Below are 19,649 nucleotides of genomic sequence, written 5' to 3'. Positions count from 1 at the left end.
GTTCAGGTGATCTGTTTTTCGAATGCGGGTTCGTTGATGTAAGCGACGTGCGGGATTTTCGGTGGAGCGGGCCGAGCCGAAAAACGTGCAGGGTTGGCGTGAAATGCTGCGGTCAGGGTGATCTGGCGGGCTTCGTCGATCGCGTCGGCGGTACCGAAGTGCACCGATGCCGGCGTATGCCATCCGATACCGGAATGGTGATGAATGTGGTTGTACTCGTTGAAGAACCCTTTCAGGAATGTGCGGGCATCATCAAGGCTGGCAAACGATTTCGGGAAATCGTGAAGATACTTCAGAGTTTTGAACTGCGCCTCCGAATTATCCCGAATTCGGGATAACTCCGATTATGCCGGGTCTGTGATTATGCCGAACACGAGCCGTCGTCAGCAGTTTTGTGCTGGTCGCGGGGCTAGCTGCGGGTGAGAAGTTCGGCATAATCACGTAGTCGGTTGATGCTTGCTCTGTGCAGATTTTTTCGTTCAGAGGAGGCAGAGATGAAGAAGCGACGGACGGCAAGTGGTACTGGTCCACTTTCGCGGTATGCAGTGGACTTTGGGCAGCATCTCGAAGGTAGGGGTTACGCACCGGACTCGGTTCGCTGGAGGCTACGCCAGCTCGCAACACTGGATCGGTGGTTACGCGAGCATCGCTTGTCCGCCGGCGATCTCGATGCTGCGTGCGTGAATCGGTTGGTCACCGCCCGACGGGCTGCTGGGAGAGCAACATTGGTGTCAGTGGCAAACTTTTCGGTTCCGATTGCATACTTGCGTGTGATCGCAGTTGTGCCGCCGCAGGCCGCATCGCAACCGGACCCGGTCACACAGGTACTCGAGCAGTACCGCAGATATTTGGTAAGTGAACGTGGTCTCGTCGAGAGTTCCATACGGGTCAACCTTCTTGTCGCCGAGAGCTTCTGCCGCACCCGAGATCGCGGGTTGGAGGAGTTGTCGGCAGCCGAGGTTACCGCCTATGTTGTGGAAATCTCGGCACGCTCGAGCATCGGGTGGTCGAAGAAGACGGTTACTGGGTTGGCGTCGTTTCTTCGGTTTCTCCACATCGTAGGTGTCACCGACCGTCCGCTCGCCGCGGCGCTGCCGAAGGTCGCCGGACACCGTCGCACCGTGCCCTGTGAACTAGACGAATCCGATTTTGAACGTCTACTCGGGGGCTGCGATTGCAGCCGCGACGTCGGAATACGTGACTGTGCAATCTTGACGGTTCTATGGCGGCTGGGCCTGCGCCGTGCTGAAGTTGCCGGATTGAGGGTCGATGACATCGACTGGCGGCGTGGCGAAATCACCATCCGAGGAAAGGGAAACTGTCACGAACTTCTCCCGATGCCCATCGACGTCGGTGCCGCGATCGTGCGATACCTCCAGGACGGTCATCGCCGGGTCCCGCCTGGTTGCCGTACGTTGTTCGTTCAGGTCAGAGCCCCAGAAGGAGCGATGACCCCCGGCGGAGTCGGTGACGTGGTGACCAAAGTGTCCGTCCGCGTGGGCCTACCCGCGATAAGTGCGCATCGACTCCGGCACGGAACCGCGACGCAGTTGATACTCAACGGCGCGTCGTGGCCGGAGATCGCACAGCTCATGCGGCACCGCACCATCGCGGTCACGGCGTCCTATGCCACCGTCGCCCCTGCGCTCACCAGCGAGTTGGCGCGACCCTGGCCAGGTGCGTTATGACCGATCTTGACGCCGCGGCCCAGTCGTATCTCGCCATGCGCCGTGGCCTGGGCTTCGCACTCGTCGACGCCGGATCGTTGTTGCCGGACTTCGTCGACTACCTCCGCCGCAACGACGCCGAACACATCAGTACTGAACTCGCCGTCGCATGGGCAACCCAGCCCGTGAACGTCGGGCCGATCTGGTGGCGCCAACGTTTAGGGATTGTGCGCGGATTCGCTGTATACCTGCGAAACCTCGATCCCTGCAACGAAGTACCGCCATGTGGGTTGTTGCCGGCACGCCAGCAGCGGGTTGCACCGTACTTGTACTCCGCCGCCGACATCGCGGCGCTGATGGCCGCTGCCCGGTCCCTGAACCCGCCGCTGCGCGCGATCACCTACAACAGGTTTATCGGGTTGCTGTCGGTCACCGGGTTACGACTCGGAGAAGCTCTCGCTCTCGACCGCGACGACCTCGACAGAAAGCGACTACTACTTGTTGTCCGGCACGGCAAGCGAGGAGGGCGGAAGGTGCCCCTGCACGAGAGCACCTTCCAGGCGCTCGAGCACTACTTCGAGTGCGTCGACCTTCTCTTCCCGGAACCGGTGTCACCGTCGATGTTCGTCTCCATGCGGGGAACCCGGTTGAACAAGAACTCTGTACATGCGACGTTCCCTGCCCTGATTGACAGAGCCGGACTGACCGGACGGGGGCAACGACCCCGACCCCGGGTTCACGACCTTCGCCACACCTTTGCAGTTCGTCAACTGCTCGACTGGCATCAACAACGTGTCGATGTCGATACCCGGATACCGTTGCTGTCCGCGGTTCTCGGACACAGTGATCCCGTATCCACATACTGGTATCTCCAAGCCGCACCCGAACTGTTCGCAATCGTCGGAAGGCGCCTCGACGAGTTCCTCGGAGAACTGCCATGAGCCCCCTCGCGCCCACTTTACAAAGGTTTTTTACCGACCGACTCCTCACCCAACGGCAGGTCAGCCCCGCCACAATTGCTGCCTACCGCGACACGTTCCGGTTGCTTCTCGGATTCATCGCAGACAGAAGCGCTCTCGCTCCGTCGAGGTTCGACTTCACCAACCTCGACGCCCCGACGATCGGCGCGTTCCTCACCCACCTGGAAAACGAGCGCGGAAACAGTGTTCGAACCCGAAACGCTCGCCTCGCCGCGATCCATTCACTGTTCCGGTTCGCCGCGCTCGAACACCCAGAACACGCCGATCTGATCTCGCGTGTCCTCTCGATCCCACAAAACGGTTCGATCGCACGATCGTTGAATTCCTCACCAAAACAGAGGTCGAGGCGATCCTGAGCGTTCCAGATCGAGAAACCTGGATCGGTCGACGCGACCACGCGCTACTCACCGTCGCAGTCCAAACCGGTTTACGTGTCGCCGAGCTCACCGGTTTACGCCGAGAGGATGTAGTACTGACCACCGGACCTCACGTTCGTTGTCGTGGCAAAGGTCGAAAAAAACGGTCCACTCCCTTGACCGCTGGCTCCGTCACTACGTTGCGTGAGTGGTTGAAAAGCCATGATGGACAACCGAACTCTCCACTCTTTCCGAGTCGACATGGGACACCGCTGAGTACTGACGCCGTTGAATGGTTGGTGCGCAAATACTCCACCGTCGCGGCGTCTCGGTGCCCATCGCTGGCGACCAGACGAATCACCCCTCACGTTCTTCGTCACAGCGCAGCTATGTTCTTACGTCAAGCAGGCGTAGATATTTCGGTGATCGCGCTGTGGCTCGGCCATGAAAGTATCGCCTCGACGCAGATATATATGCACGCCGACCTCGCCCTCAAACAACGCGCACTGGACAGGACCACACAACCGGAAGCCACCCCGAACCGCTACCGACCGCCTGACTCGCTGCTCGCCTACCTCGATGCACTCTGAAATTATGCCGAACTTCTCACCCGCAGCTAGCCCCGCGACCAGCACAAACCTGCGGACGACGGTCCGCGTTCGGCATAATCACAGACCCGGCATAATCCGAATTATCCCGAATTCGGGATAACTCGGAGTCGTTGTTCAAAACTCTCAAATACGGTCCCGGATTCCCCGAAAGGTTCGGATCACTCAATGAGGCAGGAGAATTCATGGATGCCTTCAGCGCGTGGTACAACCACGAACATCGTCACACCGGTATCGGACTGCACACTCCCGCCGATGTTCACTACGGCTTGGCTGCCCGCAAAGCAGCCGAACGCCGTGTCGTCCTCGATGCTGCCCGCGCTGCACATCCGCATCGCTTCAGCAGCACAACTGACACACCGAAAATCCTCGACCTCCCGGACACCGCTTGGATCAACAAACCCAACGAGACAACCGACACCGATCAAGAGCACGATTCGGTAGCGGCGTAACACCCACTGGACTCACCCGCCTTGACAAATTCCGGAACGGCAAGGGATTCTTGCAGGTCTTATGAGGGTCGTTCAACCTGTCCGATTGTTCGGTATTTCACCGGCTAGTAGCGCAAGTTTCAACACGTACGTGCACTGCGCGTTGTGTTGCTGTGCCCAGGGCCGTGAAATCTTGCCACGCTACCGGTTCGAGTCCCTACTGATTCCGAAAGGTCACAGACGGTGATCAGTCTTTTTCGGATCCTTCCGCGCCCCTCGGCGGCTGTCACCAGCTGGATCTGATGTCGGACTCCGGCGGGCCGCGGGATCACCACTCAGGCCTACGCCCACAGCGAGAAGCAGAACAACCTCCGCTGGGGCCCCGACCACGGACTGCTCATCTATCGCAACACTCTGTTGATCCTGGTGCATCTGCAAGCGGTGTGGGACGGTAAGAACACCCGTGCGGCGGTGATCGACTCGCAGGAAGTCTTCGACGGCATCGTTGCCGAAGGGCGGCTGCGGCGCCGCGACATCGGTTTGTGGACAATCGAACTCAAAGTTTGGGCTGCGAATTGTATGTCTCTATATCGCGGGTGGGGTGATGGCGGCTAGCACAGCTGTTGCCAGGGATTCGTTGAAAGCGATAAGTGTCTCGGGTGCGCCATCGGCGCGAGTGGGATTGATCTCTCCGATTGTCAGCACCCGCCACCGCTGGTCCGCCAGAATGGTCTCCAGCGCTGAGGTGAGCTGGCAGAGGGTGGGTCCGCGGTTGCGGCCGCTGGTGTTTTCCGCCAATGGGGCATCGGTGAAGTCGAGGACATCGACATCGATATGGACCGCAAAGGGTGCTTTTGGGAGCGCATCGAGTGCTGCTTGCGCGGCTCGACGAGGGTCATCGATAAGTTCTTGCTGTGTGGTCACATCGAGAGCGAGTCGGAAGACGTTTTCACGTTCGAAGTCGTTGCCCTGGCTTGGGTCAACTCCGAGAAAGGCAACCTGGCCGGCGCGGGTCAGAGGACCATCACCGAACGCAGACGTCCATTCCGGCAGAGATCCCGGTAGGCCGAAGGCATGGCCGAGGCCCATCCAGTCGAGCGCGCCCTCGCGCGTGGTGTCCGGGGTGTTCATGTCGAAATGTCGGTCGATGTAGAGAAGTCCGCATGGCTGGGTGGCGTGGTGTTGAAGTCCTGCAAGGGCACCGGTGGCGATTGTGCAATTTCCTCCGATGACGAGGACGCGGCGGCCGTGCGCCAGTTCGGTCCGTACTCGCTCCGCCAGCTCTATCAGGGACTCTACGACAGCCGCGGCGTTCTGTGCTCGAGGCGATTGCCTGTCCGGCGCCCAGATATGTTTGGGGAGGTCCCCGGCGTCGATCACTTGCGCACCGGTGCCGATGAGTGCTTCGATTAACCCCGCCTCACGGAGAACCCGGGGAGTTCGTTCCTGGCCGGGAGCATAACTACCAGCGCTGTTGGGAACACCGATCAGGCTCAGGGAAAGTGGCGAACGGCCCGAATTCGTCGTCGTCATGGCCTCAGTCGACCACATCGTGCACTGGTTTGTGTACCAGAGCCACCGGCCGTGGCGGGAAACCTTAGCGCGCGCAATTGATTAACTGTGGTTAGTGCGTGCCGTGTGGCGTTGCCTCGCCCTGTGGGGTCCGCCCTGCTTGTTCGCGTAACCGGTCTCGGTAGGCGGTGATGAGTGGCTGTTCGGCGCTGCCGGCGCGAACGCACGTGAAAACGCGCCGGACGGGGGCGTTGGTGCCAGTGAGCGGAATTCGACGCACGCCAGGGATATCGATGGGGGCCATGCGGGGATACAAGCACACGCCCATGTCGGCGCGGACGAGCGCGAGGACGGAGTTCCAGTCGTCGGCTTGATGTTCGAAGCGTGGTACGAAACCATCCATGGTGCACGCGGCTTCTATGAGTGCTCGCTGATCGCGATGCGGTTCGATCCAGGCTTCACGTCCCAAGTCTGCAAGCCTGCACATACCGAATTCGGCGAACGCGGTCTGTGCACCGACCACCAGATCCTGAGGATCGTCGATGAGTGGATGTTGTTCGAATCGAGGATCGTCGAATTCCGGGTTCGCCGGCGCCGCGATGACAGCGAGGTCGGCCGCGCGCTGAAGCAACAGTGTCAGGCTGTCAGCAGTGCCGGCTTCGCGTATGGCGACCGTTGCCGCACCGGCAGCAGCCGTGATCATCGCTGTAGCTGCCGGTGCCACCAGCGCTGGTATCGCGGTAGCGAAGCTGCAGACTGCCAGGCGGCCTGCGAGGTGCTCGCCGCCGTCGACCGCGTGCAGCTCTGCCAGCATCTCCTCCCACGAGCGTGCCGCTCGGTGGGCGTAACCGAGCAGGACGTTCGCTGCGGAGGTCAGACGAGTCGATCGACCATCACGTTCGAGTAGTTCCACACCGACATCGATTACCAACTGACGGACTTGCTGTGACACCGCAGACGGAGTCAGATGCATCACCCGGGCTGCCTCGGATACCGAGCCGTGGTGCTGGATCGAACGCAGCACCTGCAACCGGGCAAAATCGATCATGTAGGTCATTCTTCACTGTCGACGTAGAAAAGACTCGCTTGACCTGCAACGGGCGCCGTGAGGGACTGGAGCGCATGCGCGCCCCGACTTTCTCCACCGCTTCGAGGCCGTCCGGCGTGCACTCAGTGGCGGACAGACTACGACGCACTCCCGCGGTGGTTTTAGTGCTGGGCAGCGTATCGAGCGTGCAATTCGGTCAGGCGATGGGCAAGAGTTTGTTCGACATCGTGAGCCCCGCCGGGGTCGTCACGCTTCGCCTCGTCATCTCTGCCCTTCTGGTCGGGGTGGTGGTAAGACCGGCGTTGCCTCGTACGCGTCGGGAATTAGGTTTGACGGTCACGTTCGGAACGGTGATCGCCGGAATGAATATCGTCTATCTGGCTCTCGAACACCTACCGGTGGGAGTCGCTGCGACCATTCAGTTGCTCGGCCCTCTGACCATCGCGATTGCGATGACCCGCAACCCACTGGATATCGTCTGGTCTGCATTGGCGCTCGTAGGGTTGGTCTTGTTCGCGGTCCCCACCGCTCACGGCGGGGACTCGCTGTCCGTGCCGGGAATGCTGCTCGCCGGTCTCTCGGCGGTATCGATGGGCGCATACGTCCTGGTGAGCAAACGCGCCGGGGCAGCTGCCGCAGATGCCCGTTACCTATCCTGGGCTCTGGTCTGGGCGTCGATACTGTGGGCTCCGTTCGGTGTCGCCACTGACGGATCAAAGCTGCTCGATCCCGGCATTCTCGCGATCGGTTTTTTGGTTGCAATCTTGTCTGCAGCGGTGCCGTACTCACTCGAATTGGTGGCGCTTCGCAAGTTGAGTCCGCGGGTGGTCGGTACCTTGCAGAGCCTCGAACCTGCTGTCGGAGCAGTGGCGGGACTGGTCGTACTCGGTGAAATTTTGACCATGTCGCAGATCGCGGCCGTGACCTGCGTCTCTGTGGCATCGGTTGCTGCAGTGTCCTGTTCGCGCCGTCGTGATGAATCGACCCCACAAGCGCCGAGGCGGCGCCGAATCCGGCTGTTCCGGCGATCCTCGGGACCTAGGGCGCCGAACGCAACGGCCGCTGCATCGTCGGCGTCCGATCCTTCAACCCACGTTCTTTACGACGAAAGGCAGCATCGCGCATGATCGACGGCGCATTTTGGTCCCAGCTCACCGCTGTATTACGCGAGGTGGATACGACATGACGAACGCCACTCGGCTCGGGGCTCGTACCGGTCGCTGGGGTGGATCGTGAAGTATCGCTCGCAGGCTATCGGCCATCTCGTCGTGGGAGTTGCCTACCACAGCGGTGCGCAGAGCGTGGTGGGTGCGCCGGACGGCGGCGGTGTAACAGATGTCGGCCAACGGTAGGTCGGCGCCCGTTCCGCCGGTGCCGAAGTAGGCAAGATGAAAGCGAATGGTGTCTCGCAGGGCCTCCTCGGTCGGCGCTGACAGTGTCAATAGGTGGGTGAGTCCGCTTTCGCTGCGGGCGGCGTCGACGTGAGGCTGTGGATGAGGCGGTGCCGGTGGGGCGCCGGTGAGAACAATGTGAACATTGGTGCCGGACACCCCGAACGCGTTGACGCCGATCACAGCGTCGTCGGGGAGTTCAGTGGTGTGGGTGGGAATCCGGATCGCCATTGCGTCCCAGTCGATGTCGGGATTCGGCCGGTGCAGATTGAGGTTGGCAGGGATGAGCCGGTGTTTGCTTATCAGGACGGCTTTGATCATGCCCAGGATGCCGGCCGCGGCCTCGGCGTGACCGATGTTGGTTTTCACCGAACCGACAAACAGTGGGTTGGTCGCCGCCCGGTCACGACCGAGTACGTCGTGAAGTGCGCCGATCTCGACCGGGTCACCAGCTTGGGTTCCGGTTCCGTGGGCCTCAACGTAGGAGACGGTGCGGGGGTCGATCCCAGCGTCAGCGTAGGCACGCTCAAGCATCAGTCGCTGCCCCGATCGTGCCGGTGCCATGAACAGCTCACTGCCCGACCCGTCGTTGCTGCTACCGCCACCGGCGATGACCGCATGGATCGGGTCACCGTCGGCGACGGCATCCGCAAGGGGGCGTAGCAGCAGAACGCCCACCCCTTCACTGCGCACAAATCCGTCCGCGGACGCGTCGCCGAATTTGCAGCGGTTGTCGGGTGAGAGCATGCCGGCGCGTGCAAACACGAGGGTGAAAACGCGGTCCCAATGCCGCTGCAGCCCGACTGGGTCGAAGGCGTCAGTATCGGACATCGTGAACTTATGGACGGTGCCCGGGTAAATCTCGGAGGAATAGACAAACTGCGCGGCATCCAGTGCTCCGTTCAGCTCGTTCAGAGCCTCGGCAGTCAGGTCGCTTGCTGCATGGCCGAAATGACCCTGTGCGGTGATTTTCGCGAGTGCTTCGGTTCGTCCGCCCCCACAGGGCCATGAAATGCGGGGAATGCCCACTGTCCCGGTCGGGGTAGGCGGCCGCCGGTTCGCGTGGCGACCAAACCGCCGATGCAGTAACCGACTACCCCGATTCGACCGCCGCTTGCTTCAGGCTGTTCAGCGAGGAATTGGCGGTATAGTTCCGCGTCGCTCACAACGCGCTCCGCAGTGTGCTGAGGGTCGGGCGTCTTTCTCCAATATGGGTAGGGAGCCCGATCCGGGGTGCTCGACCGCCTCACGCCTCTACCGCTCGGAGCGACCAAGCCGGGAAAAGGGGCAGTTTCGTGAGTCCGCGGGAACCGACGATTTCGTCGCTACCGGGGTTGCGCCCCGACCCACCTCTATTGAGCTTGGAATGGACGTCACCGACCGGCGGGGGCTCGCCCATCGCACCATCCGACCAGGTCCAGCACGCAGAGATGTCTCGGTCGATCAGGTAAATGGCTTGACTACGGTCGGACTCTGAGGGGCCAGTCCCACAGCCGGCGACGGCTAACCGCTATCCGAGTGGAAGCTGACATCCACTGACTGGGAATGTTGTACGGTCGGTGCCGCTCGATCATCGAAGTCGACAGGCTCAGGGTCGTCGAACGCCTCCGTCGGTGCCGGAGTCTGCGTGGCTGGGCGCAGCGCGAACACCAAGAGAATCGCACCCACGAATGTGGCAGCAGCTATCCAGATAACACCGAAGTGCATTGCGTGCACAAATGCGGCATCGGCGGCGCGCTGCAATCCGGTGATCCCGTACATACCGGCGACATGCCGGGCCTGTTCGGCGGAAATCTCGGCGCGGTCAGCGAGATCTCTTGGCACACCGACCAACGAGGGCTTGATCTCCGAGCGATAAGCGATGGACATGATCGTGCCGCCCACTGCGATGCCAATCACGCTACCGGCTTGTCGCACTGTGTTCGTGATTGCCGATCCGGCACCGGATTTCTCCAACGGAAGAGTGCTGAGCAACGCGCCGGTGACGGGGCCCATGACCATACCGACCGTCAAGCCCTGCACCAGAAGCAGCGCCTCGATCCAGACGAGCGGCGTGGTCTGATTCAGGAACCCGTAACCCGCCATCGTCAGTCCTGCCACCAGAAGCGAGGGCACCGCAACCGGGCGCAGGGACCACTTACTGACCAACCGCGCACCGAGTGGGGCACCTATTATCGCGCCGAGCGCCGTGGGGAGATTGGCCAGGCCAGCTTTCAATGGCGAAAAGTAAAGCACGCCCTGCATGTAGAAGGCGTTGTAGAACGTGATTGCGGCGACCGAGAAGAACAGCAGTGCCATCGCGGCGTTTGCCCCACCGAAAGTCCGCTGCGCCAGCAGACGCGGGTCGAAGCTCGGTGTCTCGATATTCAGCTCGGTAAGTATGAACACGCCCAACAAGGTCACCCCGATCAGGATTGGTAGCCACACATCGATGGCACCCCAACTTGTGACTTGGCCTGCCCGTATCAGCCCATACGAGAGTGTCGCGAGCCCACTGACCGAAAGTAGCATGCCTGCCGGATCAAGAGACCGTTTGATGGGACTCCGAAAGTTTGGAACCAGGAAGGCTGTTCCCAGCAGCGCCACCGCCACGATCGGGATATTTATTATGAAGATCGATCCCCACCAGAAGTGGCTGATCAGGACTCCTGCAACTACGGGTCCCACTGCCATTCCGATACCGGCATTTGTTGACGAAATCGCGATCGCCGTCGCCCGCTTGGGTCCGGTGAATGTCCACAACAGGATGGCGAAATTGGCCGGCATGATGAATGCGGCACCGAGACCCATCAACGCTCGGGCGGCAATGAGCTGCCCGGCGGTCCCGGCATATGCTGCCCAGACTGACGCGCAGGCGAAGGCGACGAGGCCGAACATGATCATCAGCCGATGACCGAACCTGTCACCGAGAGCCCCCGCAGTAAACATCAGGGTTGCAAATACCAGCGTGTAAGCGCCCGTTGCCCATTGCAGTTCTCCAGGGCTGGCATTCAATCCTTTTACTGGGTCGGCGAGAGTCTCCAAGGCAATGCTGAGAACAGTATTATCCAGCCAAATAAGTACCGATGAGATCATAAGAACCGCCAAGATTAAATAAGGTCGAGTCTTAAAGGTGCCGGAAATGCTTGTCACGAATACTCCCTACACCGTTGGGTAAATGCGATCCCTAAAGTAGGAGCGGACAGGGACTTTGTCAAACTAGATGTTTTGCTCAATATCCGGTTTCAACTGTTGCAAATCAGGTTACTTTTGTGCCTCAGGAGCAAGATGGGCACATTCTGAAAAATGTTTAAAAATTCTCTTGCCGAATTCGACAATATATGTCCCTAACCACGATCTTTCGTAGGGCGGACGGGCACGCGTGAGCGGTTCTAGATTTGGTTTTCGGACCCGGCTGTCTCGTGCGCGCACGGTGACTCTGGCCGATGTCGTTCGGCGGGCGCTCGGTTCCGCGGTCCGAGGTGTCGCGCGAGTGCGTCCTCAGATGCCCATACGTCAAGCTGTCTTGACGGTAAGGGAGATTTTCTACATCCAGTCCTGAACTCCCGCCCCACGTGTCACGGTGACGACGCAGCACACGGCCCCGATGTCGGGGCCGGCTTCGGAGATAATCGGGGCCGGGGGAGTCGCATACCTGAGTGTGCGGTGTCTGTGGAACTCCGTCGGCGTTGTCGGTGTCTGCGGGTAGCGTCACTTTCGTGTCTGCGAGACCACCTACCGTACTCCACGGCTACCGCTACGAATGGCAGCTGTTCGTCGATTGGTGCACCGCGAGCGATGTGAACCCACTACCGACATCGGCGCTCACTCTGGTGGAGTTTCTGGGCGACAATCCCGCCGGCGATTCCGTTCAGTTGCGGCGAGTCTCGGCGATCAACAGTCGACATAGGGGTGCCTGCCTTCCTGAGCCCGGGCGCGTCACCGCGATCAGGCTCGCACTCGACTCCGCCCGCAGCACCCGAATTCGGCACCGCGCTACCCAGCTCGGGGCGCTGGCTACAGCGCTACCCGTGACTGGGTCGACGGAGGCATTGTTCGGGCGCCGCGACGCGGTCCTGTTGCTGTTAGCGGGCGCAGGTATGTTGTACACCGCGATCGCCGGCCTCGACCGGGCCGATATCGCAGTTCGGGACGCGAGCCTGTGGATCGGCGGGCGCCATCAACTTCTGATCCCATCAACCCCTGAGCTGGATCCCGGCGAGCTGTGGAGACGCTGGCGCACGGTGCTGGCGTTCTCCGACCGCTATCCCTCGACCACGCTGCTCTTCCAGCACCTGCTGGGAGATACGTTTCCGGACATGACCGCAGTCCCGAATCGTGCAGGTCCGGTTGCTGTCTCGATCGATCGGTGGGGACACATGCCGCTGCCACCGGTTGCGATGTCGCCGGCCGCGATAGCCGACATAGTGCGCGCGCATGCGACCGGTCAACCGCCCCGCCGCATTATCGGCCGTCCCCTTCGGTACAACGATCAACCTGGCAGCGACCACCACCCGACTTCGATTGCAGCAGAGTGTGTTTCAGCCGATCTCGATCCCGGCTACTACACCGCCGGTGTCGCTGCCCGCCGACGCGCGCACGAGAAGTTATCCGAGCTTCCCTCGCTCGTCGACGACGTCGAAGACCGCATCGAGCAACTCCTGCAACGCACCCTCGATTTGCTGGACGGCGCGTCCATCACCGAACAATGACCGTCGGGCTTCGGTGCATGCATGGAGACGGCATGTCCAGAGAGTCAAAATGTCTCGCCGGTCGATGATGCGTTGACCTGTTGAGACCACGATCATTCACGGTTGATCTAGGCAGGTCGGGGAGTGAGGGTGTCGGGCTCGGCGTCAAAACATCCGCGGCCGTGCCGATCGCGGAGATACGGACTGCCAGTCACTGCAGGGCGGGTGTGAGCAACTCTCTGAGTTGTTTTCGTCCGCGGTGGATTCGGGTCTTCACTGTCGCGACAGAGATCTGTTGGTGTTCGGCGATATCGGCATAGGGCAGGTCACCGAATTCGGCAAGAACGATGGCGGTTCGAAAGTCTTCGGGGAGCTGCATCAGTGCCCAGTGGATTGCATCGGCTGTGCTGATTCGGTCATCGAATCCGGTCGCATGCTCGGTCAGGTCGATTCCCGATCCGTCCTCGGAGCCGTCGATGTCGAGGCTGGCGGTGGGTTTGCGTCGCCTGACGATCGCGAGTGCAGCGTTGGCTGCGATGCGATGGAGCCAGGTATTGAACCGGGCGTCGCCGCGGAACTTGTGCAGATTCTGCCAGGCTGCGGTGATGGCGTCCTGCAAGGCGTCTTCGGCGTCGTGAGTGTTGCCGGTGATCTGTAGACATACGTGCCAGGCGTTGAGACGGTACTTTCCGGCGAGTTCGGCGAAGGCTCGGTGATCTCCAGCCCGGCAAGCGGCCAATAGTTCCGCATCGTTCATACCGCCCCCGGTTCTCTTGCAGACTGCCCACCCGAACTGCTGCGCGGCCTAGATGCTACCTGTCGGTATGCGAAGCTGCGGAGGCAGAGTTTTCGTCTCACCGCCGAACCGGTTGGGAAAGTCTGTCGACCGATACGAGAGGGCCCGTCGGTGATCTACAGGTCAGTGTCCGAATGGCCTTGATCGTGATGGATCTCAGGTCCGTGGTCTTCGATGGCGGGGTTGATATCGGGTTCGTAGGGGGAGAGGTCCACAAGGTCATCGACGGGATTGTCGTCGTCGGTGAACTGGCGGTGCCCACCGTCCGAGGTGTCGATGTGGGTAGGGATGGCGCCGATGAGGACGACATCACCCTCCGTACCTTCCTCGTGATCGTCGTCGTCGATCAACACGATGTCCTCGTCTACGGGCATTGCAGGTAGATCATCCTGCTCCGGTACGAGGTCAGCATCGATGATGTCGCTGGTGGGATCGAGTGCCACCTCGAGGATGCGGTCCCACACGGCGTCGGGGAGCGGCGGCAACGCGCTGGTCACTCCCAGGGATGCCAGCAAAGACTCGTCGTCGGTCATCGGTCATCTCCTGTCGTGGCGTCGTATTCCATGCAGGTTTCTGCACCGGAGATAGTGCGGCGTGGTGATGTGTTCATTGTGCCCTGTCTCGTCCGGAGAGGTCGATTACGACGGTGCGGATCGGATGCGATGCTGCAGAGGCGTGGCCGGCGGTGTCGAGCAGGTCAGAGTCGGGTTCGTCGGTCAGGAGAAGCTGGCGCCCGGAATCGGACCAGGCGTCTTCGAACTGTTCGATCGAGATTTCAAGCTGACTGCCCGAGGGCACACCGGGGTCGGAGAGGATGACGACTCCGCGGTCGTCGTCGATGCCGGCGACGACGAGAACATGATCGGCAGTGTTGTCTTCTCCGTCCTCGCCTTCTGGTCGCCAGATTTCGCCGGAATCGACCATCGCGACAACGGCGTGGCCGTCGTCGAGTGAGGTGCGTACATCGTCCAACGAACCTGTGCTGATCGTCGCGGGTACCCCTTGGTCTTCGAGGAGAATTTCGATGTTGGACAACGTCATTCCCTGCGAAGGGTCGCCGTCGACCACCAGTCCGAGTTCGACGGCCCGGTCCATCAGGTACTGGGGATCAGTGATGTTCGCACCGGTGTACTCGGCGACGATCTGGCCGACAACCGCAGGCCCGCAGTATCCGTCGATCTGTTGATAGAACCAGTTGATCGTCCAGGCGCTCGGATTACCGTGCACAGAACTCTCGTTCGTCTCGGCGCTGGCCGTTGCCGCGGTGTCAGCCTCCGGCAAGTTCTCGCTCGGCGTGCTGGCTTGATGTGATCGTGCTGTGTCGACAGCGGAACTTTGGGCCGGGCCGTCGAGGCCGTCTCCAGTGAGATCTGGGACGCTCACATCGCCCTTTGTTGCCTCGGCGGCGCCGGCAGACGGAAAGAACGCTGGGGCCGGCAACGGTAGAGGTGAATCGGCGACGTCGCCGGCGAAGAGTTCTCCTGCATCGTCACCGCCCCACGCAGTGCAGGTGTCAACGAAAAGGTCGGGGCCGCCCTGGACGCCGTCGTCGGCGGCGGAGAGATCTGGGGCTGCCGCCGACCACGTGTAGTCGCCGAAGTCGTTCATCATTTTCGATCCTTTCTGCCCCACTCGATCTCGTCTGACGCCTGGCGGTGGAGAAGGCGAGTCAGACCTGGTCGTAGCTGTCACAACTGGCGATGGATGCCTCTGGTTCGTATGCAGGCTCCGGTTCGGTCGGCGCATCGTATTGGGTGCTGGGCAGGAGGGCTTGCAGGTCCGCCATGCTGCCCAGTTCTACGTCGGCGCTGGTGACGGTAGTTTCCAGTGAAATGTTGTTGTCGAGGTCGGCTGCGCCCTCGTCGAACATGCCATCGCCGTCGACGTCCACCATTACGGTGTTGGTGATCTGGTCACCGTCGGTGTCGGCTTCCACGGTGTCGAGGTACCCATCACCGGTGGTGTCGATGAGAGCCACGTCAGGATGACCGTCGCTATTGGTGTCGACCATCGTCTGGGTGACGTGCCCGTCCACGAGAATGTCCTGCTGAAGGATCTGACCAGTCGCGTTGTCCAAGTAGGTGACCTGGTCATCGTGGTAGTCGCCGTCGAGGTCCACTGAGACCTTGGTCATGCCGTTGGCCTGTTCGGCAGTGCTCTCGTAGCTGTAGTTGTCGTCCGTGTCCTGCTGGACCAGGACGATGTTGCCGTCGTCGTCGTATTGGGTGATGGTGCTGATGCCGTCCACCTTCGAGTACACGGCCTCGAGCTCGACCTCCCCGGCGACACCGACTGTGTCGTTCAAATCGACGATGGGCGCTTGCGCGCTGTACGAGTCGGTTGCGGTGACCGGCTCCTCGACGGGCGCGGACGAGGTTCCGTAGCTGGCGCTGAGCGGGTCACCGGTCACGTCGCCGGTGGCATCGCCGGTGGTATCGCCCGAGTTCAACGTGACTGGCTCTTCTGCCGGTGCGGTCGCAGTTCCGTAGCTGGCGCTGAGCGGGTCACCGGTGACATCGCCGGGGACCGCGTCCGGGGCCGACGTGACACCAGTCTGTGGTCCGAACGCTGCGTCGACTTCCTCGAGCTCGTCGGCGACGAGCTCGTCCATTTTCTCTTCCTTCTCACTCATGCTCAGCGAGTCGTCGTCGGAGACTTCCTGCAGCTTGGCTCGGAACTCGGCGGTATCGGAGGAGTCGTACACGGTCGGATCGTCGTACACGGCAGAAGTGGATGTCGTCTCGGGAGTGGTGGTGTCGTTGCTGTTCATGGTGTGTCCTCGCTGTCATCGGTTCAGGTTGGCGCGTGGTGTTGGTAGTTAGATGCAATGAGAGGGGCCAAAGGTTCCCGCATCCTCGAAATTGGTCCCCGAGCTGCGGCACAGACGATGTCGAATGCCGCAACCAACTGCAGGGACCACCGAACTCGATTCGGTGGTCCCTGCAGTCGATAACCTCACGTGTTGCCCTGAGTTCCGGCCGGAGCTCGTCGTCGATCAGTTGATGAGACCAGCTCTGTTCAGAAAGGTTTTCGCACCGTCGAGTCCGACTGCGCCGGTGTAGAACACCATTACCCCAGTCGAACCGTTGGCGTAATTGATGTCGTACTGGTTGGCGTACTTCGGGCCGGACAGGTGCGCGGCCGCGGTTCGAGCAACATTTTCGACCACCACGTTCTCGTCGACGGCAGTGTTGTTCTGATACCCCTGCCGCAGCGCCAGCACCTCCTTCTTCGCATCGCGCACATCGACCGACACGATGACCCCCGATCGAGCGTCGGTGACAATACCGGCGGTCAGAGGGCTGCCCTCGCGGATGATGCACTGAATCTGCAAGCCGCCGTTATCGGTTTCCCCGCTGGCGGTGCACTTTTCGACGTCCAGCTCACTTTTGAGCGCAGGCGGAAGCGCTGCCAAGACAGCTTCCTTCGTTGCCGGCGGCGCGGTGGACCCGTCGCCGCCCGATGCTGCAGCAGGCTCGGCGCCAGTGGCGGCCGCAGTGACGGTGCTGCCGCCATTTCCCTGGTTCCACGCGAGAGTTCCGCCGGCGACAACGATGACGAGCACTGCCGCTGCCGCGCCCGCGAGCAGGAGCTTTCGCCTGGAACCAGGCTGCCGGTCACCAGGCTGCGGTGCGTTCGCGGTGGCGGCGTAACCCGCTGGCTGCTGCCACTGCTGCGTCGGCGCGCCGGTGGGCGAAGTGTTGTTCTGATGTGCCGGGTGTGCGTAGGAGGGGGGAGCTTGTTGTTGCGGTGGAGCCGGATTGGGGTACCCCTCCCCGCCCGGTCTCGGGGCCGATTGTGCGGGATTCGCAGGAGGGAATGTCCGTGTCGAGGGATGCGGCGATCCGGTGGGGGCGGGCGATCTACCCAGGCCCCGGACAATAGGTGCCGCAGCCGCGAGTGCACCCTGCGCGACCACGGTTTTCGGGTCGTCGAGGGTCGCGATCGGGCCCAGGCCAGCGAGCCTGTCGTGCACGAGCGGTATCCGAGAGGAGCCGCCGGTCAGATACAGCGCCTCGAGTTGGCTGGGATCGGTGATGTTGGCGTCGGTGAGAGTCAGGCGCGCCAGGGTGACAGCTTTGTCGAGGACCGGTGCGATGAGTTCTTCGAACTCGTCGCGAGTGATCTGAAATTTCTCGGTACGCCCGTCACCGGTGACACTGATGGTGGCCGAGGGAGCCTCGGAGAGTAGTTCTTTGGCACGGCGAATCGAGTCGTCGAGTGCGTAACGCACATCCAGTGGTGCCCGGGTGCGCAGGAAGTTCAGCAGGTCTGGGTCGCGGTCGTCGAGCTGGCGATCGACCCAACGCCTGATGTGCGCGTCGAGGTTCTTTCCGCCCAAACCGTTATCGCCGCGGGCGGCGATGATGTCGAAAGTGTCGTGTTCGTTGGCTTCGAGGACGGCGATGTCGAGGGTGCCGCCGCCGAAGTCGAACACAGCGATTTTCGTTCCGGGAGTGAGGCTGTGGGCGCGGGAATAGTAGTGGGCGGCCGCCCGGGGTTCGGAGACCGTGGTGACGGTCGAAGAGTTCAGACCCAGTTGCGCCGCGGCATCGAGCAGTACCTGAATTTCGCGCGGCGACCATGCTTCGGGGTGGGTGAGGACCAGCTCCGAGGGTGCGGCGCCGTCGTGGGTGCTGGTGGCGCGCGCGATGACCGATTCGAGAACAGCAGCAACGGGAACAGAGGAGGAGATGGTGTAGCCGTTGACAGTGACGACGCCCTGCCCGATGGCGCGTTTCGGCGACGGCATGTAGGCGGCGGGGTTGGATTCGGCGCGGTCGGTGGCCACGTCGCCGACCGAGATGTGGTCAGGGGACTCGACGAAGACGGCAGAGGACATGGTGGTGCGGTTATGACTGAGGGTGAGTGCTTCCACTGCGCCGCTGATCGGGCTGGTGTGGGCGGCAGCGGTATTGGATGTACCGAAGTCGATACCCAGGATCCACTCTCGTGCGCGCATCACTGCCTGCCCGCAGCGAGGGTGCTACGTCCGGGTGAAGAGTCGGGCTGGCGGGGCGACATCAAGCTCGAGTACATCGTCGATCGTCCTTCCACACGTCTCTCGGCGCGCATGGGGCCCACGCGCGGGAGATATTTTTGTTCTCGAAGAGTTAGATGCTCGCGGCCGGGTAAAGGTTCCCACCGATCGCATTGTTTTTTCGAGGCCCAGGAGGGCGGGATCCGAATACCCCGGAAAGGGTCCGCGGGTTGCTATAGGACCTGGTCAGGCGTCGTTGTCAGCGAGTACCCGGTAGAGCGAGGCGACAGAGGGATGCCGGCCAGCGCTTTGGCCGGTCTTGGTGGTCAGCTTCTTCACAATGTCGGGTATTGGGGTGCCCTTCTCGCGTAGCGCGTGGGCGAAGCGCACGTCGTCGATCACCTTCGGCCGGCCGCCGCGGTCGACGGCAGCCTGCTGGCCTTTTGAGGGTCTTCTCTCGGATGTACTCGCGGTCGAGCTGAGGCGACGTCAAGCACGGCGAAAGCATCGAGCCCATGCCGAGCGGGTCCTAGATCCGGTCAGCTGCTCCAGTTGCACCCCACCGCTTTGTAGCTGGGCAGATGGGGCATAAGTTTCTGCAGCGTTGCGGGCGAGGCGTTTGAGCTCGTGCACGGTCAGGATCACCGCTTGGTCCGGCGCAGCGGTCTTGATCTCGTGGACGAGGGCCAGTGCCTTCTCCAGCTCGGGGCGGATCTTGATGCGGATGCTGACCTTCTCGGAGAGCACCCGCGTACAGCGCGCGGCCGAGAGCATCGAGCTGGCTCTGCAGCTCCTGCCGGGCCGTACTGCAACGGGCGTAAACGATTCGGATCGGCATCCCGTTCGTCTCAGGCTTCGCCGCGACGACCTGAGTCTCTGCGTTCACTTCTTGCCGGGGCACTGGTCGCCCGGGACAGCGACGGTGAGCTCGTAGCGCAGCGACGGCACGAGGGTGAACCAGGCCGTGTAGTACTTTGCAGCGGTCTTCCCGGCCTGTGTCCAGCACGAGCTTGCTACCGGCGCCTCGCACTTCGAACACGGATAGCGTTCGACCGCAGCGGCGGCATGTTCCGAGGTCAGGTCCATCCCTGATTATCTCAGAATGTGTCTGAAGACTCCGGTACGAGTCAGCCCGTATGGAGATTCGACGTTGACATGGTCATGGGTATGTCAACGTCGAATCTGATGGTCGTGCCAGGTCCACTCGGT

General features: G+C 61.6%; 20 protein-coding genes and 1 pseudogene. 7 read left to right on the top strand and 14 right to left on the bottom strand.

Annotated features, from left to right (window positions below; translation table 11 throughout):
• Positions 1-2 precede the first annotated feature (2 nt).
• Positions 3-329 (bottom strand): integrase core domain-containing protein, encoded by a 327-nt coding sequence (locus tag QMK32_RS25410; protein ID WP_502943700.1) that lies wholly within the window; start codon positions 327-329, stop codon positions 3-5.
• Between the two features lie 165 nt (positions 330-494).
• On the opposite strand from QMK32_RS25410, the gene QMK32_RS18650 reads away from it, so the two are divergent.
• The 5 genes and pseudogenes from QMK32_RS18650 to QMK32_RS18630 all read left to right on the top strand — a co-directional run.
• A complete protein-coding gene (locus tag QMK32_RS18650) occupies positions 495-1,688 on the top strand; it encodes a tyrosine-type recombinase/integrase (protein WP_283476667.1) in 1,194 nt (397 codons plus the stop codon).
• Positions 1,685-2,608 carry a tyrosine-type recombinase/integrase gene (locus QMK32_RS18645; RefSeq protein WP_283476666.1) on the top strand — a complete coding sequence of 308 codons (924 nt, stop codon included), beginning with the start codon at positions 1,685-1,687 and terminating at the stop codon, positions 2,606-2,608. The genes QMK32_RS18650 and QMK32_RS18645 overlap by 4 nt, the downstream gene beginning before the upstream one ends.
• Positions 2,605-3,003: a site-specific integrase gene (locus tag QMK32_RS18640; RefSeq protein WP_283476665.1), complete on the top strand. Its 399-nt coding sequence runs from the start codon at positions 2,605-2,607 to the stop codon at positions 3,001-3,003. The genes QMK32_RS18645 and QMK32_RS18640 overlap by 4 nt, the downstream gene beginning before the upstream one ends.
• On the top strand, positions 2,961-3,593 hold the full coding sequence (locus tag QMK32_RS18635) for a tyrosine-type recombinase/integrase (protein ID WP_283476753.1): 633 nt from the start codon (positions 2,961-2,963) through the stop codon (positions 3,591-3,593). The genes QMK32_RS18640 and QMK32_RS18635 overlap by 43 nt, the downstream gene beginning before the upstream one ends.
• A 122-nt stretch (positions 3,594-3,715) precedes the next feature.
• Positions 3,716-4,063 (top strand): annotated as a pseudogene (locus QMK32_RS18630) (integrase core domain-containing protein); the annotation flags it as partial.
• 564 nt (positions 4,064-4,627) lie between these two features.
• Here QMK32_RS18630 and QMK32_RS18625 read toward each other — a convergent pair.
• The gene (locus tag QMK32_RS18625; protein WP_283476664.1) at positions 4,628-5,575 is read right to left on the bottom strand and encodes an arginase family protein; all 948 of its coding nucleotides are present in this window, start codon (positions 5,573-5,575) and stop codon (positions 4,628-4,630) included.
• 91 nt (positions 5,576-5,666) lie between these two features.
• Positions 5,667-6,602, bottom strand: a complete 936-nt coding sequence (locus QMK32_RS18620; protein WP_283476663.1) for a LysR family transcriptional regulator — start codon at positions 6,600-6,602, stop codon at positions 5,667-5,669.
• Positions 6,603-6,787: 185 nt separating this feature from the next.
• On the opposite strand from QMK32_RS18620, the gene QMK32_RS18615 reads away from it, so the two are divergent.
• On the top strand, positions 6,788-7,729 hold the full coding sequence (locus tag QMK32_RS18615) for an EamA family transporter (protein WP_283476662.1): 942 nt from the start codon (positions 6,788-6,790) through the stop codon (positions 7,727-7,729).
• A gap of 24 nt (positions 7,730-7,753) precedes the next feature.
• On the opposite strand, the gene QMK32_RS18610 is transcribed toward QMK32_RS18615, so the two are convergent.
• The 3 genes from QMK32_RS18610 to QMK32_RS18605 form a co-directional block, all read right to left on the bottom strand.
• Entirely contained in the window at positions 7,754-8,824 is a 1,071-nt protein-coding gene (locus QMK32_RS18610) for a ketoacyl-synthetase C-terminal extension domain-containing protein (protein ID WP_349307576.1), read from the bottom strand.
• 95 nt (positions 8,825-8,919) lie between these two features.
• Positions 8,920-9,243, bottom strand: a complete 324-nt coding sequence (locus QMK32_RS25405; RefSeq protein WP_502943691.1) for a dienelactone hydrolase family protein — start codon at positions 9,241-9,243, stop codon at positions 8,920-8,922.
• Positions 9,244-9,496: 253 nt separating this feature from the next.
• Complete coding sequence (locus QMK32_RS18605; protein WP_283476659.1) at positions 9,497-11,068, bottom strand: MFS transporter; 1,572 nt, start codon at positions 11,066-11,068, stop codon at positions 9,497-9,499.
• 623 nt (positions 11,069-11,691) lie between these two features.
• Here QMK32_RS18605 and QMK32_RS18600 point away from each other — a divergent pair.
• Positions 11,692-12,684, top strand: coding sequence for a hypothetical protein (locus QMK32_RS18600; RefSeq protein WP_283476658.1), 993 nt, complete (start codon positions 11,692-11,694; stop codon positions 12,682-12,684).
• Positions 12,685-12,874: 190 nt separating this feature from the next.
• Here QMK32_RS18600 and QMK32_RS18595 read toward each other — a convergent pair whose 3' ends face one another.
• The 8 genes from QMK32_RS18595 to QMK32_RS18560 all read right to left on the bottom strand — a co-directional run bounded on the left by QMK32_RS18595 (position 12,875) and on the right by QMK32_RS18560 (position 19,526).
• Positions 12,875-13,420, bottom strand: a complete 546-nt coding sequence (locus tag QMK32_RS18595) for an RNA polymerase sigma factor (RefSeq protein ID WP_283476657.1) — start codon at positions 13,418-13,420, stop codon at positions 12,875-12,877.
• 155 nt (positions 13,421-13,575) lie between these two features.
• Positions 13,576-13,992, bottom strand: a complete 417-nt coding sequence (locus tag QMK32_RS18590; RefSeq protein WP_283476656.1) for a hypothetical protein — start codon at positions 13,990-13,992, stop codon at positions 13,576-13,578.
• A 73-nt stretch (positions 13,993-14,065) separates the two neighbouring features.
• Complete coding sequence (locus tag QMK32_RS18585; RefSeq protein ID WP_283476655.1) at positions 14,066-15,070, bottom strand: C39 family peptidase; 1,005 nt, start codon at positions 15,068-15,070, stop codon at positions 14,066-14,068.
• A gap of 58 nt (positions 15,071-15,128) precedes the next feature.
• Complete coding sequence (locus tag QMK32_RS18580; RefSeq protein ID WP_283476654.1) at positions 15,129-16,229, bottom strand: hypothetical protein; 1,101 nt, start codon at positions 16,227-16,229, stop codon at positions 15,129-15,131.
• Positions 16,230-16,454: 225 nt separating this feature from the next.
• A complete protein-coding gene (locus QMK32_RS18575; RefSeq protein ID WP_283476653.1) occupies positions 16,455-18,422 on the bottom strand; it encodes an Hsp70 family protein in 1,968 nt (655 codons plus the stop codon).
• A 264-nt stretch (positions 18,423-18,686) separates the two neighbouring features.
• A complete protein-coding gene (locus QMK32_RS18570) occupies positions 18,687-18,830 on the bottom strand; it encodes a hypothetical protein (RefSeq protein WP_283476652.1) in 144 nt (47 codons plus the stop codon).
• Between the two features lie 99 nt (positions 18,831-18,929).
• Positions 18,930-19,214 (bottom strand): recombinase family protein, encoded by a 285-nt coding sequence (locus QMK32_RS18565; protein WP_283476651.1) that lies wholly within the window; start codon positions 19,212-19,214, stop codon positions 18,930-18,932.
• A 108-nt stretch (positions 19,215-19,322) separates the two neighbouring features.
• Complete coding sequence (locus QMK32_RS18560; RefSeq protein WP_283476650.1) at positions 19,323-19,526, bottom strand: zinc finger domain-containing protein; 204 nt, start codon at positions 19,524-19,526, stop codon at positions 19,323-19,325.
• Between the last annotated feature and the right edge of the window lie 123 nt (positions 19,527-19,649).

It is taken from the genome of Rhodococcus sp. H29-C3 (genome assembly GCF_030063405.1).
Lineage (GTDB): Bacteria > Actinomycetota > Actinomycetes > Mycobacteriales > Mycobacteriaceae > Rhodococcoides.
Note: the sequence above shows the minus strand (reverse complement) of the source record. Positions and strands in the feature narration are given on the sequence as shown.